This is a genomic window from Microbulbifer okhotskensis, from assembly GCF_023895975.1.
Classification (GTDB): domain Bacteria; phylum Pseudomonadota; class Gammaproteobacteria; order Pseudomonadales; family Cellvibrionaceae; genus Microbulbifer; species Microbulbifer okhotskensis.
In genome coordinates this window covers 1-25565 of sequence record NZ_JALBWM010000058.1, presented here as the reverse complement: position 1 = coordinate 25565, position 25565 = coordinate 1, and the positions used below count along the sequence as shown (strand labels likewise).

Sequence of the window (25565 nt, the reverse complement as noted above, 5' to 3'; positions counted from 1 at the left end):
GTATCTGGCCGTGGTTCCTACCTATTTCGCCCCCTAAAACTGTCCGAAGTATTGCAATAAAAGGAATACCATTAAAACATGGAGCTAATAAAAGGCAGTCGAATAATACATATATCATAAATTCCCTCGAATCAATGGTAGAATTATTTCTTTAGTAATATCTTAAAAATTTCAAAGAGTGGTTCTTAATTAAAAAATATACAGAAGATGCAAACAGAACAAAAACTTCCCTATAAACCTATAGATATATGGCACTATTTCAAATGTTGTTATGTAGCTCCGTGAATATTAATACAACAAATTTTCAGGAAACCATGAACTTCAGGAAACCATGAACTTCAGGAAACCATGAACTTCAGGTAACTTGGAGAAATAGCAAATATAGTCTTACAATTAATAAGCCACAATTTATGTAAAAATTACTTGGTATAAATTTAATATCAAAAAATATCGCTTTTAATTTGACGAACCGCTCTATTAAACCGAAATCGATCGTTTCTATCTATTGAAGTATTTTCATCCATTATGTGTTCGTAATCTTCACCAACAGTTTTTAGATATTCAATGGCATCAGCTTTATTGCCTTTCATTGCGATAAGATAAGAACGGGATAGTTTCATGCGTAACTTATGGGCGTCAGTTAGGTGTGCATTGGGATGCTTATCGTGAAGCTTGAGGCACTCGTCAAGTGTCGCTTCAGTAAAGGGGTCATACTCAGCAACGTCTTTAGGAATAGATTTTTTACATTTGTAAACCGAACTGGAAAATACCTGGCCATACCAATCAAAGTACTCTTCAAGATATCCCATTGTTACTTTAATCCAAGGGAGTCGATCGAAGAAAAAATCCTGATTGATAAAAAAGGCCTTCTCTTCAATAAGGCGCGGCATAAACTGTGCAGAAACGTGTCTATTGAGCTCTCTGGTTTTACAAACATCAATAAAGCAGATTTCAATTGGCTCATCCGACCAAGAAAAATCGTTTAAGTCACCGATATTCAGGTCGACGATAGCATTATATGGGGAAATACTTTTTTCTAAAATCGGAACGAAAGATTCCCCGAATTGATAAGTGAGTGATCCACACTCCCAAACTCGATCAGAGCCATTGGCTGGTTTTGGTAAAAATCCCAACTCATAACTGCTGATGGGTTTTTTATTTAATAAATTTGAATACTTTTTAGGTTCTCTTCTTGAATTACTTTGCAGGCCCTGTGCCAGGGAAACTACAGACGCTCCCATAAAGCTGCCAGCATCAACTATGAATCCATTTTTCCGATAATTCTTAAAGGCTAAAGAATATAATAATTTGCGTTCCGCGACTGAGACCATACCAGGTGTTTCAAAAACAGTTTGAGGAACCTGTGCCTCAGAAAATGATATTTCGGGGTGAATATAACACCCTCTTGAAACCTCTGCATTTTCAATAGTGTACATTACTATTACTCCGACAGAAAAAGGGTCATAGTTATTTTGCGTAGGCTACACAGAACACAACATTTGTTTGAAGTTCATCAAGGGTAATATCAGGAATCTCTTCTCTGGCTCTAGTTTCTATCTGCGGAGTTAACCGTTCCAAAACAGTATCATGCGATGGCTGGAGCTCCCAAGTTTCTATATTGAAATATTTGCGTGTTAATGTTCGTAGTTCATCAATCCGAATACGATTAAGATTTGTATAGAGGTAGTGATCGTGTGGTAATTCTCTAACAATATTTATGTGGTTCCAATCACAAAACTTCAGATGATCAGGGTTATTTTCATCAAGTACGATAGGATTATGCGGCGGCATGTGGTGTCCACTCCAGCCGTAAAAATTATGATGTAGAAAAACAAGTTTTCCACCTTTCGCCAATAACCCTGCTATGTCTTCAAATACACCTTCGATTTCAAGTAGATGCTCGGTCACATTGTGCAGGCAGATAGTGTCGAATGTTTTTGAGCCAACCAGATCGCGGGTAGAACATTGACGAAGATCAATATCTGGAATCACTTCCATAATGTCCTGACCGGACATTGGCGCGTTAACCCACTTCCTTATACGTTTGTTTCGTACTCTCTTGGAATCTAGAGACATGGCTGGATCTATCCCGGTATAGCTATTTGCACCGGCACATAGATAGCCCATGGCATAGCCACCAAAACCACAACCGACATCTAACACATCGCATCCGCGTACATATTTGTGCAATTTTCGTGGCCATGTGCAATAGCCAAGTTCGACGGCACTAGTGATTAGGTCAGAGTCAAAGTTTCTCAAAGAGTGGCGTACATTGCTGCAATTGTGAAAGAAAGCGATCTTGGCTTGTAGCTCGTGATTGTCCCAATCTTCTAAAGGATCAATTTTTTTAAGCTGCTTTGCAGCTTTTGATCGGGAAAGTTTTGAAAATGCGGGGTGAGATTTTGAAGTATCAAGGATCTCAATAGCCTCTCTGGCGCTGTTCTCTATACGTATTAATTTGGTCTGTTCGAGTATTTTGAGGGCTCTTTTGTGTTCAGGATTACATTTAAGAGCAATTCTTATATCTTTTTCTGCTTGATCAATATCCCCTTTAGCAATATTTAGCATAGCGGATATTGTTCGCATACCGACATGATGTGGGTGCCTGGAAATAAATGTTAGTGAATATTTATCACAATTAAGAATCGATCCATTCTTGGATTCGGCATAGCAAAGAAAATAGGTGGCAGGATGGAATGGATTCAAATCAGCTATGGGGCGCAAAAACTCTCTTGCGAGGTCTATCTCTCCAGCTAGGGCTGCCTGTTTTCCCTGTTGGAAGTTATCCAGCTGATTAATTTCTAAAGTAGACATTTAATTTCCCAACTAATAGTAACCAAGTAAGTTTGGCGTTTATATTAACTTGCACGCTGCATAATCAGCAGTTGCGCTTGGTATAAATCAAAAATAGTAAGATCGTAAATTGTTGACTACATGCCAGATGATAACAGTACAATGCATCATACATGAAGTTACTAATAATTATGAATATTTACACTATCAAAAAATAAATTTATTTCTCCTGCTGAAATTAATCAAGGCCACACAAATTAAATTTGGCGGCTATATTAACCCGAATACCCGGTAAAGCGCTGTTGCGTGTGTTATAAATTCTTTCTGGAAAGCTGGCATGTTGTCGAATACGTATACACGATAACAATCCAATTCATAATACATTAATAGACTAGTTAGTATGACTAGTAAAAATTATGGAGATGGGTCTTTGAAACTAATAATAGTGGGTGGCGATGGCTTTTGTGGGTGGCCAACTTCATTACATCTTAGTAATCTAGGTCATGAAGTCATTATTGTTGACGACTTTTCCCGACGGAGAATCGACAAAGAGCTCAATGTTCAATCACTGACACCAATTTTTGAGCTGAGTGAGCGTATTGAAGCCTGGTTTGAACTGACAGGGAATGTTATCCGTTACGTCGAGATGGATATTTCCACAAAATTTGACGATCTCTTGAATCTTTTGGAAGAGGAAAAACCGGACAGTATTGTACATTTCGGTGAACAACGTGCTGCACCCTATTCAATGAAGTGCACTAGTACAAAGAACTATACAATTTCGAATAATATTTGTGGCACCCACAATATCCTAAACGCAATAGTCGAATCCCAGCGAGATATACACCTTGTTCACTTGGGGACTATGGGTGTTTATGGATACGGTCATGAAGAGCCCATTCCTATACCTGAGGGCTATCTCGATGTAAAAATCGATACCATTGATGGGCGGGAAATCACGGATTCAATCGTGTATCCAGCAAATCCGGGCTCAATCTATCATATGACCAAAACAATGGACTCGCAGATGTTTCAGTACTATGCGAAGAACGACAAGCTTCGTATTACTGACTTGCATCAAGGTATTGTTTGGGGGACGCAGACTGAGCTTTCAAGTCAGGATGAACGATTGATCAATCGTTTTGATTACGATGGAGACTATGGGACTGTTTTAAACCGGTTTCTGATGCAGGCAACCGTCGGATTTCCGCTTACCGTACATGGAACAGGAGGGCAAACTCGGGCATTTATTCATATCTCTGATACCTGTAAGTGTATTGAGCAAGCGCTTATTCATCCTCCCACTTCAGGCGACCGACCATTGATATTGAACCAGATGGCTGAAACTCAGACCCTCTCTGACTTGGCTAAATTGGTCCAATCTCTCACAAACTGTGAGATTAGCTATCTACCAAATCCAAGAAGTGAAGCGGAAAGAAATGATCTGAATGTGCGAAACGATCTTCTGCGCTCCTTTGGGTGGGAACCAACTCTTATCAAGGATAGTCTGCTACAGGAAATCACAGAGATAACTCGGCACTATAGTGACAGAGCCGATCATTCTAAAATTCCCTGTGTCTCCTATTGGACAAAAAATAATGAACCAGCCGATGTTTCCCATCGGGCAGAAAATAATGAAGTTGCCGAAACAATTTCGTAGTTTCATCAGGTGGCTCAAGTCATGTTTAAACGCATTCTTATTACTGGTGGTTGCGGTTTTATTGGATCGAATTTAATCAAAGCGCTTACAAATTTAGATTTATATGATGAAATTCTTGTTTTGGATAATGAAACGACCGGTGATATAGCCTCTTTATCTGCATTTCCACATCGTTTCATAAGAGGGGATGTGAGAGATCTGCAAGCTGTTGATGAAGCGATGATAGGCGTTGATGCTGTTGTTCATTTGGCGGCAGATACGCGGGTTATCAATTCAATTGAAAATCCAATGTATAACTTTGAGGTCAATGTCCAGGGTACCATGAATATTCTGGAGGCTATGCGTAAACATAACATAAACCGTCTTATTAATGCTTCCACCGGTGGGGCAATAATCGGTGATACGGACCCTCCGGTGCACGAATTAATGCCGGTCAATCCGGCATCAGCCTACGGGGCTTCCAAGGCAGCCGTTGAAGCCTATTGTTCGGCATATATCCAAAGTTATGGACTCGCTATTACTTCTTTGCGGTTTTCCAATGTTTACGGTCCACTTTCTTTACATAAAGGCAGCGTTATAGCCGCTTTTATAAAAAAAATTCTCAAAGGAGAACCTTGCGAAATTTACGGCGATGGTAGTCAGACAAGAGATTTTATTTTCGTTGGCGACCTTTGTCAGGGAATTATCAATGCATTGCAAGGGGAGCAAAGTGGGGTTTTTCAGCTTGGCAGCGGTGTACCGACGTCGGTTAATGAAATTATTTCACTGCTGAAAGCGATCTCTGGTAGAAACGACGCACTTGAAGTTATTTATCACAGTTTCAGGGTTGGCGAGGTTCGTCACAACTTTACAGATATTTCCAAAGCACGGCGATCTTTAGCATTCGCTCCTGAAACAAAATTGTGGCAAGGAATAAAAATTACCTGGGACTACTTTAACAATAGCGACAATATTCTGGTGCCCAGTCAAAATCAGAGGGTTCCGCAGAATGCAGGTTGATAAATTTACTGTCGAGGCTTTCCCTGATCTCAATGAGTATGCTGGCTATGAGTCAGACAATAAACTTCGAGTTTGTATCGCTACAGAAGAAATTCTAGGGCCAGTTAGAAACGGCGGTATTGCATCAACTTACTACCATTTGGCTAAGGGATTGGCAGCACATGGCCACGATGTCCACGTACTTTATCTAAAAGGCCAAAATGTTGAAAATGAAACGCCCGAACATTGGGTAGAGCATTTTTCCAGTTTTGGCGTAACGCTTCATTATTTGGCTCATACGACAGAGATAGTCATTGGCCCTTCACAAGGCTGGCAGCGACGCTATAGTGCAGCCTATCGATGGCTGGTAGAACAGGAACGATTTAATGTAGTTCACTCTTCAGAATGGCGCGGTGGTTTGATTTATGCACTAATGGCAAAGAAATTGGGATTGGCGTTTCAAGATACTCTATTTATTATTAAAACGTCCTCCCCGCATCTTTGGAATCGTCATTATCAGATGCAGACAATCGCAAAGAGAGAACTTCTACCTGCAAGTTTTGCAGAGCAAAAATGTGTTGAATTAGGCGATATGATTATCGGCGGCAGCGCTCATTTGTTGTGCTTTATGCGTTATGTTGGCTATAAGTTGCCGCGAGCAACTTACGTTCAGCCAAATATACTCGATTTTTCTGAGGTTCTGGTTAATGATCAGCGTGACAACAGAAAGCCAGGGGATCTGATTCATACTCAAGAGCTGACATTCTTTGGTCGCCTGGAGATGCGGAAGGGCATCGAACTTTTTTGCGCGGCACTTGATCTTTTGCAGCGTTCAGGAAAAACGCCGAATCGAGTGAATTTTCTCGGCAAATATGGTGAGGCTCTTCCCAACCAGAACAATGAAAAAGTTGCGGATTATCTTGAGCGAAAAGCTTTAAACTGGAGTTTTGAAGTTAACTACATTACAGATTGCAATCAGCCAGAGGCATTATCTTTTTTATGCTCAAGAGATATGATTGCTGTCATGCCATCGTTGATCGAAAATTCCACCATGGCAGTTTATGAAACCCTAGAAAATAATATACCGTTTATAGCAACCCGTGTTGGGGGTACCCCAGAACTTATCGCAGAAAAAGATCAAGATGATTGTCTGATAGCACCCTATGCTTATGATCTTGCAAAACGCCTTCAGAAAGTACTAGAAAATGGTCATACGGTGGCCCATTCGAGCTTCGATAATCAGAGAAATCTGCAAGTATGGTACGGTTTCCATGCTTATATCGCAGATTTATTTTCTCAGCTTGAGGGGAGCGAAGTAGTTAGTAAAGTGACGGGCCAGTTGTCATCCGATTCGAAGAGCAAAAGTGAGATAGCAGAAATAAAGTTAGAGGTGGTGGTTGTATTACGAGATGTTGAAGGCGTAACGGCATTTGCTGAGGCTTTAGCGCTTGACCCACCAGATTCTGTAAAGATTCTAATTATTGATCCTATGACAGAGGAAACAGCCTTACAGGCTTGTAATTATCTACAGGGGGCGGGTTTAGACTCTCACTTAGTTGATTTTATCGGATTTCCTGCGGGTGTGGCACTTAACCGTAGCTTGAGTGAATCTACGTTAGATGCTTGTATTTTATGTGATGGTACTGCATCCCGTTTTATTGCGGGGTTTTGCTCTGAGTTGCGCAAAGCTCTTCGGCTAAACCAAGAAAATCTAATTACAAGTTTTCTCTCTCTACCAGACAATAAAGTTGTGATGCCAATGGGGAGTGATATTGTTTCGGAAATTACATTTGGTAATTCAATTGGAACGAATGTAGTTTGTATTCCCAGATCGATATCGAGAAGAGTCGGATCGCTTTTACCCTATGATATTCGCTATGGGTTGTTACAGGAGTATATTTTAAGGGCAAATAAAGAATTTGGCCTTGAGCTAATGGTAATCCCCGAATGTCACCTGGAAAGTGATACCTATCTAGAAGAGCTTGAAGAGTATCAGAGTAATGCTAATTCGGCCTATTTACGCTCAATGCCGTTGATAGAAAACGATAACCTTGCTTATCGCAAGCTCGCGCTTCTCCCCACATCCGTCACTTCCGCATCGAAGGTAAAAGCTGCACTCTATCGCGATAAGCATCGCCTAGAAGATGAACCTGTATGGCTTGTTCATGCAGATAGACCCCGCAAGATGAAAAATCGTAACCCCAGGGTTGTAGTTGGGCTGGACGAAAGGAACTCACATCTTCTTTGCGTTGCCAATGGTCAAGGAAAACGACAGCTGATTGTGAACGGTGAACCTCAACCAATTTCCCTAGAGCAACATGACAATGAGTTGACGTTACACCGATTCCCTATTCCAGATAGTTGGGAAGAGGGAGAGCGGTTTAATATTAAATTCTTGCTTGAAGATCAGGCAGTTAGTTATACCCGTTTTATCCGGGTTATAAAATTATCCAAAAATGTATTTGCTGCTATATCTGGAAGCCCGATCCTGAATGATCTGGCTATTGAAGATATATTTAAGCAAAAATCTAACTGGCAATTCTTTTCAAAAACAGAGCTATCTACTAGCACTGATGATATATCCATTGAGGAAATGGGCAATGGTATCCAAGGAGTAGAATACCTAATACAGGAGGAAGAAATTAAGGCAGAGCATGTAACCAACAGCAGTGCATTAGAAGAGTCATCTGAATCTGAACACGATCTTGCGCAGATGATTTATGAACAGAATAAGGTACATGAAAATGAGGCTAAGCCATTATTTCGTTTCCAGGCATTAGTGCAAAAATCGGGTACCACTTTGCAACGCTTGATCAGGGGATACACAGGGTCTCCGATTAAAGGCTCAATTCCTCCACGTGAACTTTTTTCTATTGACCCTCGTTTTATTGAGGGCTGGGCATGGGATCGGAGTAACATAACTCGAAATCTGGTCGTTGTTCTTGAGCTTAATGGCATAATAATTGCGGAAGCTACTGCGAATCGTTATGTGGAGCGCTTTGGAACAAGAAATCCAAAACTATCATGGTACGGCTTTAGATTTTCATTGACTCCTGAAATTAAGAAAGAAAACTCGGAGTTTATTATTCGAGTTAAAGAGAATGGATTAATTATAAGAAATGGTCGCCTACGTTATCTCAAGCAAATGCTTGTTGCAATCTAAGGCAGTCTACAAAATGAAAGAGCTTCAGCAAGATATCGCACTTGAAGCTAACTTGAGCACCCAGCGCATCTGTATTATTACAGAAGACATTTTCGGTCCAATCAGGAACGGAGGTATCGGCACCGCCTATTTCCACCTCGCGGTTTTTTTGCGACGTACAGGACACAAGGTGACTATTTGCTTTGTCAATGGCCTGGCAAAAAATCCGGTTAAAATGAGGAAAACAGAGAAATTTTTTTCAAATTTCGGTGTTGATTTCTTCAGTGTTGCTCCACAAGTCTTGGCAAAGACTGCCATGGCTCGCACCATGGCGATGCCGTATGCTGCTTACGAATGGCTCAAAAAGTACGAAAATAACTTTGATATCATTCATGTTTCTGAGTGGCGCGGGATGGGATATATTGCTCTGCTGGCAAAAAAGCTCGGTATCGCATTTCAAAGTATTCATTTTGTCGTGAAAGGCTCTTCCCCAACGCTTTGGTCTGCTGAGGGTAATCAGCAGTTCCTGAATAAAGAGCGTCAGTTAGGCTGGGTTTTTATGGAGCGAATGAGTGCTGAAATGGCGGATACGTTAATTTGTGGCAGTAAACATCTATTCCAATGGATGGAGAACAATAAATATAATCTTCCTGAGCGCAGCTACTTTTGGCCAAACGTTTTCCTTGACGATCTTGTTGCAAGCAGTAAAAAAAAGGGCAAAGAAAATAGTGCAGTAACCCGAGAGTGGGTTTTCTTTGGGCGGTTAGAGCCTCGCAAAGGGATCGTTCTTTTTGTGAATGCTCTAAATGCGCTGTCAATAAAAGGAGCCCTGCTACCGCCTATCACCTTTTTGGGGAGCCACTCTTATCGCTTTGATGCCAAAAGGCTTATCGAGGAAAACCAGGAGAGTTGGCATACAGAGGTAGTCTTTAAAAGCGATTTGAATGCCGTCCAAGCTATAAAATACTTAAGTGAAGCGGGCCGCCTGGCTATTATTCCTGCTTTACTGGAAAACTCTCCAATTGCTGTCTATGAATGCCTAGCGGCAAAAATACCATTTATTGCAGCAGATGCGGGCGGTACAGGTGAATTACTTGACCAAGATTACAGCGATCGAATTCTCTTTAAACCGAATCATATTGCACTGGCAGAAAAGCTGGAGTTCCACATCAAACAACTCCCTGTTCCCGGTATAAAGCATCAAAGATTAAAGCAATCCTTGCCGACATGGGAACAGTGGCATGGGCAACAGCAGTCTTTATCGGTTGAAAAAATTGAATCTGATTCCCGCACACCTCTTGTGTCTATATGTATAACTCATTTTGAGCGGCCGGATCTTCTTTGTCAGGCTCTTGAGAGTATTGAGGCACAAACCTATCAGGATGTTGAGGTTATTGTTGTTGATGATGGTAGCCATTCGACTGGAGTTGCTGAATCTATCAGAGCTTTAGAGGATCGTTATGCAGATAAATCTTGGCAATTTATCTACCAGGAAAACAGATATGTTGGAGCAGCAAGAAACACTGCGGCACGATTCTCCAATGGAGAGTATCTGCTGTTTTTTGATGATGACAATGTCATGATGCCGGAGATGGTGGAGAAACTTGTCCGCGCTACAATATACGCAGATATAGATTGTTTGACTTGTAGCTCTATTCGTTTTATTGGAAATGGCAAGCCAAATTCTGATAATAGTAAGCTTGGATCTCAAATTCGTTTTATGGGACCGGCCAAAGCTTGGGCTACAAAAGTTAATATCGTTGGTGACGCTACTTGCCTTATAAAGAAAGAAGTTTTTAGTACTCACGACGGCTATACAGAAAGGTATCGAGCGGGTAAGGATGATATTGAATTTTATAACAAACTTATCCTGGCACAAGCGAAAATCTCTTATTATCCAGACCCTCTATATTATTATCGCGTCAGTGAAAATTCTATGAAGACAAGAAACCATCTTCAGGAGGAAGGTGATTTCCGTCAAATTAGTCCTTATTTGCAGGGATTGGATGCGGAAGAAAAAAGCTTGCTGTTGCTGCGACAGGAACCGAAAGAGAAAAATAGTCAGGTAAATAACAATAAATCGCGCGATTATAAGCCGGGAATCATGCAAAAGACGATCCGAAAACTTCGTAAGTTTGTCAGGGTAAAGGTTTGAAGGCAATCAGGCTTGTCGAACAGGCAGAGCAAGCTGTTTTTCCGCTAATCTGCATATTTCGTGATGAAATTGATATATTTCCTGCATTTTTAGACCACTACCGCTCGATTGGTGTTACCTGTTTTCATTTTGTTGATACAGGTAGTAATGATGAGTCATGCAACTATTTACTGAAGCAGAACGATGTGCAGTTGTATTCTGTTGATGGAGGTTACCCCCAAGCAAATGCGGGGGTAGATTGGGTTAACAGGATCGCCAGAGAATACTGTCAGGGCAAGTGGACGCTAGTCGTTGATGCTGATGAATTTCTAGTACTGCCAAAAACTGATAATAAAATATCTCTGACCCATACAACCCATCTTCTTAAGAATGAGTTGGCATTTGCTCTATACACGCCTTTAATCGACTTTTTTAGTGATGATCTAACAGCCCCACCGGTTGCTGTTAACAACCTAGCAGAGTTAATAGCTACAACCCCCCATTACGTTCCCTATAGTAACTTTAAGGCAAAGGGAATTCGGGCTTTTCCTTTCTTTGAGATACGCTCTAACGCGAGGTCGAAAATTTCTGGTGTTAGCAATTATTTTGTAAAATCCTATAAAATACCCTTGGTATATTGGCGTCCTGACTTCCAATATATTCGCTCTACTCATGCGTGCACGCCGGTACCATTAAGTGATAGGTGTGGCCATTTATTTCATTTTAAATTTAGAGCTGGTTTTAAACAACGGCTTGAAAAAGAGTTGAAAAATCCAGACCGGATGAATTCTGATGTTTACCGAATCTCAAAGGCGATAGTAACGAATCAGAAATCTATTCCTGTACACACATCCGACTTAAGAACAACTGGTGGGTTTCAGGGTAGCGATTGGTTGTCTCAAGATACGTTTGCAGGTGATTGGAAGAATGAAAACCACTCCAAAGCATACTATTTCGAATTATTGAATCATCAGAAAATTCCATCCGAGAGCTACCTGGCAGACAATCTCTCTCGATTAACAGAATCATTTAGTTGGCGGCTTAGTAGACCTTTACGGGGATACCTTTTTTCTAAAGGGGTATTACGACATGATCACTACCCGGAGCGATTGCAGCAGGATCACGCCTTAGTGGATCAGACTATTGCCATTTACGAGTCTTTCTGGTGGTTGATTACCGGAGTTGTTCGGCTCCCAGTGGCAATCTATCGAGCCATTTTATGGCACAAGTTGAAGGGCCGACGCAGATTGAAATAACTTTGTTCAGTCGTCAGTTAATCGAAAGAAATTTTACTGTGCTAACCCTGGTGATTTGTACTTAGGGATAGCTGCGACAGCACTGGAACAAACACTGTGGTTTGAAGACACATTTAATTTCTATAGGGCAATACAAAAGGCCAGGGATCTGCAAGATCTCCTGGCCTTTTGTGTTATTACCACTGACGTTGTGACGCTATAAGGTCCTCAGTGTACCCAGTGATGGCGTTCCATTTTCTCTTGTACCGCTTCTGCAGTAGGCGCCGGCATTGCGCTGATGGGCAGGCGTTCATGGAAGAATGCGAGGCGCTCGCTGGTCCCTAATTCATTCATGGTTTCAGCCTCAAATATACGGCCGTTAATCACCGTGTAGGTAATGTTTTCCGACAGGCGTAGGTTGTCCAACGGGTTGCCATCCACCACGATCAGGTCTGCCAATTTACCCGCTTCGATACTGCCGATATCGCCGTCCATACCTAGATAGCGAGCACCGTCGATAGTGCCGGCACGGAAGGCCTCCCATGGGGTAAAGCCGCCCTGTTCCATCATCCACATTTCCCAATGTGCGCCAAGACCTTCGCGCTGGCCGTGGGCGCCGATATGTACGGTGACACCTTCGTCGCGCAGCTGCTTGGCCTGACGGGCTACGTTGATGTGGTTGTAGTGGGCATCGGGTGCCGTGGGGCGGCGGATGGAGCGCGGGTTGACGATAAAGTCTGGAGTAAAACGAGTCAGGCGCTGGTTTTTCCATACTTCCGTGCGGTCATACCAGTACTCCTCGCCCCAGAGCCCGCCATAAGCCACTACAAAAGTCGGTGTATAACCCACTTGGGTCTGGCTCCACAGCTGTTCTACGTCGGCGTACACATTGGCGATCGGCAGGGAGTGTTCAATACCGGTGTGTCCATCGACAATCATATTCATATTGTGCTGGTACTTACCGCCACCCTCAGGTACCACCATGATGCCGGCTTCGCGAGCTGCCTGCAGCACCTGCTGTCGTTGGTCACGGCGCGGCTGGTTGTAGCTTTTCACCGAAATGGCGCCCATTTCTTTGAGTCGATTGACGTGGAATTGGGCGTCTTCGAGCGAGTTGATCTTGGCTTTGTAGCCGGGGCCCTTGGCGCCATAGAGAATGGTGCCGGTGGAAAAGATACGCGGTCCGGTAATCACGCCGGCCTTTTGCATTTCTGCGGCGGCGAAGATCTCGCTACTATCATTGGACGGGTCGTGAATAGTGGTAACACCAAAGGCCAAACTGGAAAACAGATTCCAGTTCTGCTGTGGGGTAATCTCCTCGCGAGCTTGAGCACCGTGGGCATGGGCGTCGATTAGGCCGGGCAATACCGTTTTGCCGGTCACATCAATGCGCTTTGCTTCTGCGGGAATTTCCACTTCAGTTGCGGAACCCACCGCGATAATACGGTTGCCACGGAATAACACCACTCCGTTTTCGATAATTTCGCGGGTATTTTCCGCATCGCGCATGGTGACAATATTGCCGCCGGTCATGGCGACCAGCCCCGCACGATTATCGAATTGCTGTTCGAAACTCAGGTCGACCCCTTCTGACACCGGTTCCGGCAACTTTTCTGGGGCGCCGGCGACAAAACTAAAGGCATCCTTCAATTGGCGCTCAAATAGCTTGGGTCCGTGGGCCCAACCGAGAGTGTCGCTATCCGCCGACCAGTGTAGGTTTTCACCGGCACGCTTGGACACCTGGGTGACTTTAACCGCTTTACTATCGGGGCCAATGACTTCGGATTTGCCGGTGTGCATAAAGGGCGCGACAAAAGCTTTGAAGTCTTGGGTAAAGGCGACCCATTTGCCGTCTGGAGAGAGGCGAAAGGATGTTATTTCGGCGCCGTGCAGATGCTCGCGCTCGTCCTTACCTTGCAGGTTGGTACTCTTCAGTACGCGCTTGCCGCCGTTGTCATGTACAAATTCGGAGAAGTAAATGCGTGCGTCAGTGGCACCGAAGTGAGGCTCGTATCCGGATTTCACCACTCGGCGCTGCCAGTCGCCTCCTGCATCGGCCAGGTAAATTCCCGGCTCCAAGGAGTATTCGGGGCTGAGCAGGTAACCGCCCGTAAAACGCCGGTAGGCAACGGTGTCACCCTGGGGCGAAAAAGTGGGTTCCACATACAAACCGGGCTGCTTGGTGATGTTCTTACCGCGACCGTTGCGTGCGGAAACCACACGGACATGACCCAGTTTTTGGTCATCCCAGGTGACATAGGCGATTTCACGGCCATCGCGGGACCAGCTGGGGTAGAACTCGAAGTGGTCATTCTGGCGGGTCAGGCGGCGGCGTTCGCCGTTGTCGAGGTCCTGGATATAAATTTTGCCCAAGGCTTGGAAGGCCAGCTGTTGGCCATCGGGGGATTTCTGCGCCCAGCGAATCATCTTCACATCGAAGGTTTCCGGAGCAACATCCACCGGGAAGCGCACCGCATCAGCCACCTGTTTCTCAGCTTTCACGTGGGCCACAATTGGCGCGACACTGTCGCCGTTTACAGAAATACGCAGGAATTTGCCACCTGTCCATACGATTAGTGACTCGCCATCGGGCATCCAGTCGTACTGTACATAATTACCGTGAGGACCAAAAATTTCCTGCAGGTCACGTTCCAATCCGGCATAGAGCGGGGTTTCCAAGCCGGTGTTCAGGTCTTTCAGGAACAGCGCGGTCTGGTTGTCCTGGCGGCGGATAAACGCCAGCTTGCTACCGTCCGGGGAGGGCATTGGGGCCACTGCGCCGCCGGGGCCGGAGATAAAAGTCTCCTCCTCGCCATCCTGCAGGTCGTAGCGGTTGATGGCAAAAATCTCCTGAGTGGAGTTTTTGTTGTATTGCCACACGGTACCGGGGGTGGTATCGATGGAGTAGTAGACGTAGCGTCCGTCTGGGGAGAAAGCGGGGTCGCCAATATTTTTCTGGGCGATATCGCCACCGATACGCTCCTTCAGCTGGCGCCCTTCGCCGCCACCGTAGTGGTACATCCAGATTTCACCGGCGGGAATACTGCGCCCGGACATAAAGCCCTTGCGGGCTACCAGATACTGGCCGTCAGGGCTCCAGTTGGGGGAGTGCAGCAGGTTTTCCTTTTCGGTGGTCAGCTGACGCAGGTTCTCCCCATCTGGGTCCATCAACCAGATATTGTCGGCACCGTCGCGGTCGCTGATAAAGACGATCGTCTCGCCGTCCGGGCTGAATCGCGGCTGCATATTCCAGGCGATCTCATTAGTCAGGGCTACGGCTTCACCGCCCTTCAATGGCATTGTGTAAATATCGCCGAGCATATCGAACAGGATGGTGTTGCCATCCGGGCTGATATCCAAATTGCTCCAGGTGGTCTCGCGGGTATCCAATTGGATTGGCTTAAATTCGTAGGGCGGCGTGTTGATATCCCAGGGCTGGGCCTCCGCCTTTTCTTCTCCCTGTTCCTGATTGGCGTCGACTTCCGCTGCAGCCCCTAAGGGCAGGGTCAATGCCAGAGTGGCCAACGCGAGCAGATGGAGGCGCGGCTTTTTCTGCTTGATGGTGTTCATGGAAAGTATCCCTCCGCCTGACTTTGTCTTTGGCGGCTATATTTGTTTGGTTTGAGTAAGCAACTGATTGATTTCACCGGAAGTAAATTACCGGGATCAGCGCTGTGCGGCAATCGCAATGCGCCGAATGCCACACTCTTGAGTTGTGCAGTTGTCGGCTTGAGTAAACCGAAGGGAGTGGCCACAATGCACTCAAATTTCTTGAACCATTGGAATATCGACCCGCTATGACTATTGATGTTGTGATTTTGGCCGCTGGAAAAGGCACACGTATGCACTCCGACCTGCCTAAAGTGCTACACCCCATTGGCGGTATTCCCATGCTTGAGCGGGTGATTGACACCGCGATGTTACTCGGTGAAGTGCAAATTACGGTCGTTATTGGGCATGGGGCCGAATTAGTGCGCGAGCGTTTTGCCAATCGCGGCGTCAGATTTGTGGAGCAGCAGGAGCAGCTGGGTACCGGTCATGCCGTGCTCCAGGCAGCTCCCCATCTCCGAGAGGGCTCAACTACGTTGGTGCTCTACGGTGATGTTCCCCTGGTCAAAGCAGGTAGCCTGCAATCCTTGTTATCTGCGGCGGATCACGGCCCTGCCCTGCTCTCTATAGAGATGGCCAATCCTGCCGGCTACGGACGTATCGTGAGAGATAACTCGGGTCGCGTGCAAGCGATAGTTGAGGAAAAGGATGCCGATGCCGATACGCTCGCTATCCGTGAAGTTAACACCGGGATATTGGCCACCCCCGGTGACCTGCTGTCTCGCTGGTTGCCGGACCTCTCTAGTGAAAATGCCCAGGGAGAGTACTACCTGACCGACATCGTTGGTCGCTCAGTCAGCGAGGGTATCGCGGTCACGGCGGTACTTGCCAGCGATCCTCTGGAAGTCGCTGGGGTCAACAGTCGAGCACAGCAGGCGCAAATGGAGCGCGCGTTGCAGCAGTCCCACGCGGTGAGTTTGATGAATGCAGGGGTCACTTTGCTGGACCCGATGCGTGTAGATATCCGCGGTAGCCTAGAATGCGATACCGATGTATCGATTGATATTAATTGTGTCTTTGAAGGAACAGTTTCTTTGGGCAAAGGCGTACAGATTGGCCCTAACTGCCTGCTGAAAAACTGCAGGTTGGCAGGGGGGACTCGCGTGGAAGCCAACTCGATTATCGAGGGGGCAGAAATTGGCGAAGGCTGTATGGTCGGCCCATTTGCGCGCATACGTCCCGGTACCGAATTGGCTGGCGGTGCCAAGGTGGGCAATTTTGTTGAGACTAAAAAGGTTAAAGTGGGGGCGGGTAGTAAAATTAACCACTTGTCCTATGTGGGGGATGCTGTCGTTGGCGACGCGGTTAATATCGGTGCTGGTACCATTACTTGTAACTACGATGGTGTGAATAAATCACTTACCGAAATCGGTGATAAAGCGTTTATCGGCTCTAATACTGCGCTGATAGCGCCGGTGATTGTTGGCGCAGGGGCCACGGTTGGGGCCGGCTCGACGATTACTCAGGAAGTGGCTGCGGAAGAGCTGGCAGTGGCGCGGGGCAGGCAGCGTAATATTAGCGGCTGGCAGCGCCCGAGGAAAAAAAACTAGGCCTTTTTTCCCCATTTCCGCTGGGAGGATCAATTCCGGCGGAAATTTAATTTTCCTCATCAATAGAATCCCCCCCATCCATTAAACTTGCGCTTCGGGAACAAAGGGAATTGCCCGATGCACAAGCCCAGAATGCAGCTGTTGGCGAGCTTCGATATAGCTTCGTTGCAGTATTTAGATCAGCGCGGGCAAACGACCCAGGCGCTGCCAGACTTCGCCACACCAGATACCCTGATTACCTTTTATCGCCAGATGTCACTGGCGCGATTGGTCGATGATCGCGCGGTGAAATTGCAGCGCACCGGACAGCTGGGTACCTATCCATCAACCCTTGGCCAGGAAGCTATTGGGGTGGGTGTTGGTGGGGCTTTGGCGAAGACTGATGTCTACTGTCCCAATTATCGCGAGACCGGTGCCCTGCTGGAGCGGGGTGTTGCGATCGAGGAAATTCTCGCCATTTGGGGCGGTGATGAAAGGGGCCAGAATTATCGGCACGCGCGGGAGGATCTGCCACTAAGCGTGCCTATCGCCACTCAAATGCTTCACGCTGCCGGTGTCGCTTTCGCGCTGAAATACAAACATGAAAACCTCGATGAGCCCATGCGCGTGGCCGTGACCAGTGGTGGCGATGGCGCCACTTCCAAAGGTGATTTCTATGAGGCTATTAACCTGGCGGGGGACTGGAAGCTGCCACTGGTGGTGGTGATCAACAATAACCAGTGGGCTATTTCCGTTCCCCGTTCAGCCCAGACTGCTTGTAAAACCATTGCCCAAAAGGCTATCTCGGCGGGTATTCGCGGACTGCAAGTCGATGGCAACGACATTATTGCTGTACGCGAGGCGGTGACTGAGGCAATAAGTGAAGCCCGAAACAACAAGGGGCCCACTCTGATAGAGGCAGTCAGCTACCGCCTCTGTGATCACACCACGGCAGACGATGCCAGCCGCTATCAATCGAAGGAAGAATTGCAGCAAGCCTGGGAGCGGGAGCCAATCGCACGGCTAAAAGCCTATATGCTCAGCGCGGGTATATGGGGCGACTCACAGGAAGAGGAGCTGCAGAGGGAATTGGCAGAAGTCCTGGAAAAATCGGTCAATGTCTATTTGAACACGGTCAAAGATGTCCCCACCGCGATGTTTGATCATTTGTATCAACAGTTGCCGGAGGCGTTGCTGGAACAGTACCAGGCGCTGCAGGGAGATGACTAATGGCTCAAATTACTCTGGTAGAGTCAATTACTCAGGCCCTTGCCTACGAGCTTAATGCCGACCAAAGAGTGGTTGTTTTTGGTGAAGATGTCGGGATCAACGGCGGTGTTTTTCGAGCAACGGACGGCTTGCAGCAGCAATTTGGTGTCGACCGTGTCAGGGACACCCCGCTGGCGGAGACGATGATCGCCGGTATTGCCGTAGGAATGGCGGCCCAAGGGCTGCGCCCGGTGGCAGAATTTCAGTTTATGGGATTTATTTATCCGGCGATCGATCATGTTTTGAGTCACGCCGCCCGCTATAGGAACCGCACACGTGGGCGCCTGTCATGCCCTATCGTTTATCGTGCGCCCTATGGTGGGGGTATTCATGCACCGGAGCATCACTCTGAGAGTATGGAGGCCCTGTTTGCACATATTCCGGGTTTGCGCCTGGTGATCCCGTCCTCGCCTGCTCGCGCCTACGGACTATTGCTGGCGGCGATCAGAAACCCGGACCCGGTTATTTTTCTCGAGCCCAAACGAATCTACCGCGCAGTGCGTCAGGAGGTGCCCGATGATGGCGATGCACTGCCGCTGGACCGGGCTTTTATATTGCGAGAAGGCAACGATGTCACACTGATTTCCTGGGGAGCTTCGCTCAAGGAAACTCTGGCTGCCGCGGAGCAGTTATCCACAGAGGGGATCAGTGCAGAGGTAATAGACCCAGCCACCCTCAAACCTCTGGATATCCACACAGTGATCGACTCTTTGGAGAAAACCCATCGCTGTGTGGTTGTCCACGAAGCGCCAAGATTTGGTGGCCTGGGGGCCGAGATAGTTGCGCAAATTAATGAATATGCCTTCGACCTGCTGCAAGCCCCGGTTAACCGGGTCACTGGCTACGATACGGTGATTCCTTACTACCGCCTCGAAGACGATTACCTGCCTGGGGTTTCGCGTATCGTATCGGCCGTGCGCGAAGTACTGGAATACTCCACGGGAGAAGTGAAGTGAAGATTTTCTCGCTACCCGATTTGGGTGAAGGTCTTCCAGATGCTGTGGTGCGGGAATGGCATGTCAGTGAAGGCGATAATATCAGCGCACATGAAAGCCTGGTCACGGTGGAGACGGCCAAGGCATTGGTTGAGGTACCCGCCCCCTGGGGCGGAAAGGTCGAGAAGCTTTTTGCCGGTGTGGATGAAATCGTCAATGTGGGAGACCCCCTGATCGGTTTCGTTGAGGCCTTGGCGGGGGTAGAGGTTCCAGCCCCAGCTGCGTCGCAGGATTCTGCAACCGCCGCTGCCGGACAGCAGACAGAGGAAGAGGCTCCGCTAGAAACCCGTGCCGACAGTGGTACGGTTGTTGGAAAGCTCATGGAGGGAGCGGCTGTTCTGGGGGAAGAGAGACCCATAACCCAAATGCCAGAGCGCTTGGCAACGCCTTCGGTACGAGCATTGGCACGGCGCTTGGGGGTGGATTTACTACAACTCTGCCAAGGCGATGGCATGGTCAACGCTACGCAGGTTCGCGCGGTGGCCACAAAGCTGCCCAAGCCCCTGAACAGATCTTCAGCAGCCTCCTCCACTGCCGATTCCACGAGAGAGGAGGCTGGTTTGATGTCCCCGGCCCGGCGGGCAATGGCAATGTCGATGAGCCGGGCGCGGGATCAGGTTACCCGGATAACCTTGTGTGATGATGCGGATATCTCCAATTGGTGGGGCAGCACTCCAGCGTTATTACGGCTTATCCGTGCGGTGCAGGAAGCTTCTAACATTGAGCCCACACTCAATGCGCTCTACGAGAATGAGCAACTGGAGCTGCAGAAAAGTATCAATATCGGCCTGGCAGTGGACTCTCCGAGGGGGTTATTTGTGCCGGTGCTCAAGGATGTCGGCCTGCGTAGCGATGAGGATTTGGTGCAGCAGGTTGCGGACTTCAAATACCAAGCCCGGGAAACCGGTATTGCCCAGTCTGACTTGCAAGGAGCCAGCATATTACTCTCGAATTTCGGTTCTATCGCCGGTCGCTATGCGACGCCCGTGGTGATGCCACCGACGGTGGCCATTGTCGGTGCCGGACGTGTCTGCCAGGGCGTGGTGGTTGTGAATCGATGGCCGGCGCTTCGCCCTCTTCTCCCTCTTTCAATCAGCGCTGATCACCGAGCGGTTACCGGCGGTGAGTTAGCGCGTTTCCTTAAGGCAATGCTGGAATCCCTATCGCTCTAGCAATGAGTTCAAGTGCGTTAAAGCGGCGACTCTGTTTGTTGAGGGTTGGACAATAGCGAAAATTGTGGGAACTTTAGTTTCGTTTTGATATCTTTAAGTTTCGAAATGAAACTTTTACGCTTATGTCCAAACGCAATACCCAGCATCGTCGTCACGGAATTCTCAGCTTGCTCAACGAATCGGGGGAGGCCAGCGTAGAGCAATTGGCGCGGCAGTTCGGAACTTCTGAAGTTACGATTCGAAAGGATCTGACAGCCATGGAGAACCACGGCTTGTTGCTGCGCCGTCACGGTGGCGCAGTACCTGTGCCGAGGGAGCTGGTCAGTGAAGAGAGCCCGTCTGAAGTCAAAAAGGCTATCGGTCGTGCCGGTGCCACCCTGATTCCGGACCACCACCGTATAGTGATTGACTACGGACGCACCACGGCCGCGATGATTCCGGAGCTGGAGCGCAAGCGGGGACTGGTGGTGATGACCAATTCGCTACAGGTGGCTAATGCACTGCGAGAGCTTGAAAATGAACCGCCGCTGCTGATGACCGGCGGCACCTGGGACCCCCATTTCGAGGCTTTCCAGGGGCAAGTTGCTGAGCAAGTACTGAGAGGCTACGACTTTGATCGCGCTTTTATCGGCGCCGATGGCATAGATCTGCAGCGGGGCACTTGCACCTTTAATGAACAGATTGGTCTCTCCCGTGTGATGGCTGAAGTGGCCCGCGAAGTGGTTGTGCTGGCGGAGTCCAGCAAGGTGGGCAAACGAATACCCAATTTGGAATTGTCCTGGGAGCAGGTCGATATCCTGGTAACTGATGATGGCTTGGATGATTCCGTAGGCCAAAAACTGGAACAACTGGGCATCCAGCTTATCTGTGCTTCTGTGGACAGAGGCAATATCACTCAGTTCGAATTTGAGATGAGCGGCGAAGCTTCCAGATTAGTGAGGAAATAGAATATGTGTGGAATAGTAGGTGCGCTGGCTCAGCGCAATGTGACAGGTATTCTTCTGGAGGGCTTGCGCCGTCTTGAGTATCGCGGCTATGACTCTGCGGGTGTTTGCCTGAGTGGTAGCAACGGCCAACTGCAATTGCGTAAAAGTCAGGGCAAAGTAGCCGACCTGGAAGCCAAGCTGAGCAGCGACAGTGCCGAAGGCTATGTGGGCATTGCGCACACTCGCTGGGCCACTCATGGGGTTCCTTCCGATGAAAATGCCCACCCTCACCAGTCTGGCCATATCGCTCTGGTGCATAACGGTATTATCGAAAATCATCAGGAATTACGCACCGAACTCGAAGGCAAAGGCTATAGGTTTGAGTCAGATACCGACACTGAGGTAGTGGTGCATTTGATTCACTCACTGAGTCATAAAGGGAGAAGTCTGGTCGACTCAGTTACTGAAGCGACCCGCATATTGGAGGGCGCCTATGCCTTGGCCGTCGTCAGTCAAGATGAACCGGATGTCCTGGCTTGCGCACGCTTGGGGAGTCCTTTGGTATTGGGTGTCGGTATCGAGGAGAATTTTATCGCCTCGGACCCGATGGCACTGAGCCAGGTCACAGATCGCTTTATCTTCCTCGAAGAGGGTGATGTGGCAGAGGTACGTCGCAATGGTATTTCGGTCCGTGACCACAAGGGCGAGGAGGTCAGCCGGCCAGTACATAAACTTACCGGTGGCCACGAAGCCACAGATAAAGGGCGCTACCGCCACTTTATGCAGAAAGAGATCTTTGAGCAGCCGAAAGTGGTTGCGGCAACCCTGGCGGGCCGTATTGCTGAGCGCTCGGTATTGACTCAGGCTCTCGGCGCCCGAGCCCAGGAAATATTGCCAAAAGTAGAACAGGTACAGATTGTCGCCTGTGGCACCAGTTATCACGCTGGTATGGTGGCTCGCTACTGGCTGGAGGACTGGGCTGGAATACCTTGCTCGGTGGAGGTGGCCAGTGAGTTGCGCTACCGCAAAAAGGTCGTGCGCCCTGGCACTTTATTCGTCAGTATTTCCCAGTCCGGCGAAACGGCCGATACCCTCGCCGCACTGCGCCAGGGTAAAGATCTGGGTTACCTGGCATCAATGACTATCTGCAATGTGCCCAACAGCTCATTGGTACGGGAGTCCGAATTATCCCTGATGACAGAGGCAGGGCCTGAAATTGGCGTAGCCTCTACCAAGGCCTTCACCACCCAGCTGGTGGCCTTACAGCTGTTTTGTATCGCCCTGGCCAAAATAAATGGTTTGTCGGCAGAGCGAGAGGCAGAACTGGTCAGCGCACTGCACCAATTGCCTCAGTTAATGGAAATGTTTACGGGTCTGGATAGCGTCGTTAAACACACCAGTGAAGCATTTGCAGAGAAAAATCACGCGCTCTTTTTGGGGCGTGGCGTTGAATTCCCCATCGCCCTTGAGGGCGCATTGAAGCTCAAAGAAATCTCTTATATCCACGCAGAGGCCTATCCGGCGGGCGAATTGAAACATGGGCCTCTGGCCCTGGTCGATAGCGATATGCCGGTGATCGTGGTTGCCCCTAATGACGAATTGTTGGAAAAACTGAAATCCAATTTACAGGAAGTGCGCGCGCGAGGTGGACAGCTGTTTGTCTTTGCCAGTCCGCGCGCTGGCTTTGCCAGCGAGGAGGGCGTGACAGTCGTGGAAGTGCCGGATTCACCGGAGAGTCTGGCGCCTATTTTATACACTGTGCCTTTGCAGTTGTTGAGTTACCACGTGGCATTGCTGAAAGGAACGGACGTGGACCAGCCGAGAAATTTGGCTAAGTCTGTGACGGTGGAATAAAACCCGGTCCCCAAGGGGATATGTGTGTAGATTGACAATAAAGTATCATACTTACAATAAAGCATCATACTAAGCATTAAAGCATCATACTTTTACAGCAATCTGAGCTATGCTGAATGAAATAGGCGTAGCTTGGATGCTTTAAATGAATAAACGCTTTTCTTTCTTAAGTCCCCACCCCAAGGAAATCAGTGGACTTCTTGAACCTGCCATTCTAAAACGGCTACAAAAGGAAAAGCGTGGGCAAGGCTTTGGCAAAGATTACAAACCCTTTTTGACCGTACGGGATGTCCCTAGCAGAGGCAGGGTTCATCGTCGGCCTGCGTTAACTCATAATCGTGTAGCTCACTTACTTTCTGACTTAGAATTGGCGGCCTTTTTATTATTTGACTGGCAAGCCACCGTCAATGATATTCGGGAACAGTTTCCTCTCAACCCTGAAGTAACCACAGAAATAGCAAAAAGGCTGGGTATTAAGCATCCCTCTTACAGGGGCGTTCTTCAAGTAATGACCACAGACCTGTTAGTTGATTTCCAGGTGAATGGTCAGCATTCCTGCCAAGCAGTATCCGTGAAGTATGCAGATGACCTAGAAGATGAGCGCACCATCGAGAAGTTGGAATTAGAGCGTCGATATTGGGAGGGTGAAGGCATCCCTTGGTATATATTCACCGAACATGAGGTTCCGGTTACTTCGCTCAAAAATGTTCGATGGCTAGCGCCGCACATGCATAGCTATGATCTTTCTGATGCTGAACGAGTGCAAGTTTTTGAGCGAATTAGCCAAGCTCTAGATGCGAGCGGAGAAGAAAAGCTCGCAGTACCGCTCAAAGAATTAGACACCATATTTAACTTAAGTCTAGGGGCACACCTACAGTATTTCAGGCATTTAGCGGCTCAAAATGCCTTTCAATGGGATATTCATAATCAATTACATACAAACCTGAAGGCAAGGGATATATCCATCTCGGAATATTGGCTTGCTAAGGATATTGAATATGTTCATGCCTAATGATGTGTATTCTTGGGATCAACAGCGAATAAGAATTCTATGGAGCAATCAGCAAGCTGTTTTCTGGATCGATATTGATGATGATCGAGCGTTGCCGAGAGTTTCCTCAAAAGAGGAGTTTGAGCATCTTCTTGCGAGAGCGGATCTTAAACTGATTAAAGATCCCTACTCGAAATTCAGCATGACTCCTCCGAGAAAAGGCTCAAAAGCAGAGCAGGTACAGGAGCGTGCTTGGGCTGCCATCCAGAGTGCAGTTGAGGCTGTACCAGAGATCTATAAAAGACAAACTCGTGGGACTTACCTTGATCAAATAAGAAAACGCTCTGGTGTTACAAAACAAACGGTATATCGATGGCTGCGTCGTTATTGGCAGTTTGGTATGTGCAAGAATTCTCTCAATGGTAGATATGAAAATTCTGGGGCCCCAGGAAAGCCAAGAAAATTTACCAATAAACGCAGTGGTGCACCAAGAACACGCTCATTGGGTACTGGTGTCCCTATAACGGATGAGACGAAGTCACTTTTTAGAGTAGTGATCGAAAAGTGCTTACTAAACGAAGGCAAGTATGAATTTGATTACGCTTACAACCAGTTACTTATAGCCTATGGAGTGAAAATACCGTCAAAACCGGGAGACTTGGTTAATGTGCCTACCGAGCGCCAATTTAAGTATTTTTATCAAAAAGAATACTCATCGATTGAAGTAACTAAAAGGCGGGAAGGTGAGATCAACTATCTGAAAGACTTCAGCCCAAGCCTCGGGACTTCGACTGCTGAAGTTTCAGGTCCAGGTAACCTGTACCAAATCGATGCAACAATTGCGGATGTTTACTTGGTTTCTGAACAGGATCGAACAGAAATCATTGGGCGTCCAACTATGTATTTTGTGGTTGATGTATTTAGCCGGGCAATTGTTGGTATGTATATTGGTTTGGAAAATGCATCCTGGGTGAGTGCTATGGAGGCATTAGGCAATGCAATGGCTGATAAAGTTGCATACTGTGCCGAACATGATATAGAGATTACGCCTGAGCTCTGGCCTATGCAAGGCTTACCTGAACACATAATTGGTGATAAAGGTGAAATGTTGGGACGGCATGTCGAGGTGTTGAGTAAGTCTTTTCATGTAGAAATCCAAAATACTCCAGCCTATAGAGCCGATTGGAAAGGAATCGTTGAAAGGTATTTTAGGACGGTTCAAACGGTAGTGTTCAGAATTCTGTGTCATTTCTTTACTATTAGCAAAAAAGAGATGAC

At 47.4% G+C, this 25565-nt stretch carries 16 protein-coding genes; 13 read left to right on the top strand and 3 right to left on the bottom strand.

Going from position 1 to position 25565, the window contains the following annotated elements:
* Window positions 1–440: 440 nt before the first annotated feature.
* Window positions 441–1436 (bottom strand): hypothetical protein, encoded by a 996-nt coding sequence (locus MO867_RS13395; RefSeq protein WP_252469201.1) that lies wholly within the window; start codon window positions 1434–1436, stop codon window positions 441–443.
* Window positions 1437–1467: 31 nt separating this feature from the next.
* Complete coding sequence (locus MO867_RS13390) at window positions 1468–2814, bottom strand: methyltransferase (RefSeq protein WP_252469199.1); 1347 nt, start codon at window positions 2812–2814, stop codon at window positions 1468–1470.
* Window positions 2815–3223: 409 nt separating this feature from the next.
* Between MO867_RS13390 and MO867_RS13385 the strand changes: the two genes are divergently transcribed.
* The 5 genes from MO867_RS13385 to MO867_RS13365 are packed head-to-tail and all read left to right on the top strand — an operon-like array spanning window position 3224 to window position 11963.
* The gene (locus tag MO867_RS13385) at window positions 3224–4453 is read left to right on the top strand and encodes an NAD-dependent epimerase/dehydratase family protein (protein WP_252469197.1); all 1230 of its coding nucleotides are present in this window, start codon (window positions 3224–3226) and stop codon (window positions 4451–4453) included.
* Between the two features lie 21 nt (window positions 4454–4474).
* Window positions 4475–5452 carry an NAD-dependent epimerase/dehydratase family protein gene (locus MO867_RS13380; protein ID WP_252469195.1) on the top strand — a complete coding sequence of 326 codons (978 nt, stop codon included), beginning with the start codon at window positions 4475–4477 and terminating at the stop codon, window positions 5450–5452.
* Window positions 5442–8594, top strand: a complete 3153-nt coding sequence (locus MO867_RS13375) for a glycosyltransferase family 4 protein (protein WP_252469193.1) — start codon at window positions 5442–5444, stop codon at window positions 8592–8594. The genes MO867_RS13380 and MO867_RS13375 overlap by 11 nt, the downstream gene beginning before the upstream one ends.
* Before the next feature lie 13 nt (window positions 8595–8607).
* Window positions 8608–10728, top strand: coding sequence for a glycosyltransferase (locus MO867_RS13370; protein ID WP_252469191.1), 2121 nt, complete (start codon window positions 8608–8610; stop codon window positions 10726–10728).
* A complete protein-coding gene (locus MO867_RS13365; protein WP_252469188.1) occupies window positions 10725–11963 on the top strand; it encodes a glycosyltransferase family 2 protein in 1239 nt (412 codons plus the stop codon). The genes MO867_RS13370 and MO867_RS13365 overlap by 4 nt, the downstream gene beginning before the upstream one ends.
* A 207-nt stretch (window positions 11964–12170) precedes the next feature.
* Here MO867_RS13365 and MO867_RS13360 read toward each other — a convergent pair whose 3' ends face one another.
* Window positions 12171–15512, bottom strand: coding sequence for an amidohydrolase family protein (locus tag MO867_RS13360; protein WP_252469167.1), 3342 nt, complete (start codon window positions 15510–15512; stop codon window positions 12171–12173).
* 227 nt (window positions 15513–15739) lie between these two features.
* On the opposite strand from MO867_RS13360, the gene glmU reads away from it, so the two are divergent.
* From glmU to MO867_RS13320, 8 genes are all read left to right on the top strand, one after another.
* Window positions 15740–17101 carry a bifunctional UDP-N-acetylglucosamine diphosphorylase/glucosamine-1-phosphate N-acetyltransferase GlmU gene (glmU, locus tag MO867_RS13355; protein WP_252469148.1) on the top strand — a complete coding sequence of 454 codons (1362 nt, stop codon included), beginning with the start codon at window positions 15740–15742 and terminating at the stop codon, window positions 17099–17101.
* Between the two features lie 117 nt (window positions 17102–17218).
* Window positions 17219–18310: a pyruvate dehydrogenase (acetyl-transferring) E1 component subunit alpha gene (gene pdhA, locus MO867_RS13350; protein ID WP_252469071.1), complete on the top strand. Its 1092-nt coding sequence runs from the start codon at window positions 17219–17221 to the stop codon at window positions 18308–18310.
* Window positions 18310–19305, top strand: coding sequence for an alpha-ketoacid dehydrogenase subunit beta (locus MO867_RS13345; RefSeq protein WP_252469034.1), 996 nt, complete (start codon window positions 18310–18312; stop codon window positions 19303–19305). The genes pdhA and MO867_RS13345 overlap by 1 nt, the downstream gene beginning before the upstream one ends.
* Window positions 19302–20516 carry a dihydrolipoamide acetyltransferase family protein gene (locus MO867_RS23815; RefSeq protein WP_252469031.1) on the top strand — a complete coding sequence of 405 codons (1215 nt, stop codon included), beginning with the start codon at window positions 19302–19304 and terminating at the stop codon, window positions 20514–20516. The genes MO867_RS13345 and MO867_RS23815 overlap by 4 nt, the downstream gene beginning before the upstream one ends.
* A gap of 122 nt (window positions 20517–20638) precedes the next feature.
* Window positions 20639–21463 (top strand): DeoR/GlpR family DNA-binding transcription regulator, encoded by an 825-nt coding sequence (locus MO867_RS13335; protein ID WP_252469028.1) that lies wholly within the window; start codon window positions 20639–20641, stop codon window positions 21461–21463.
* Between the two features lie 3 nt (window positions 21464–21466).
* Window positions 21467–23296 (top strand): glutamine--fructose-6-phosphate transaminase (isomerizing), encoded by a 1830-nt coding sequence (gene glmS, locus MO867_RS13330; protein WP_252469025.1) that lies wholly within the window; start codon window positions 21467–21469, stop codon window positions 23294–23296.
* A 145-nt stretch (window positions 23297–23441) separates the two neighbouring features.
* Complete coding sequence (locus tag MO867_RS13325) at window positions 23442–24308, top strand: TnsA endonuclease N-terminal domain-containing protein (RefSeq protein WP_252468983.1); 867 nt, start codon at window positions 23442–23444, stop codon at window positions 24306–24308.
* Window positions 24295–25565: helix-turn-helix domain-containing protein (locus MO867_RS13320; protein ID WP_252468957.1), on the top strand; the 1271-nt coding region annotated here is incomplete at its 3' end. The genes MO867_RS13325 and MO867_RS13320, both read left to right, overlap by 14 nt.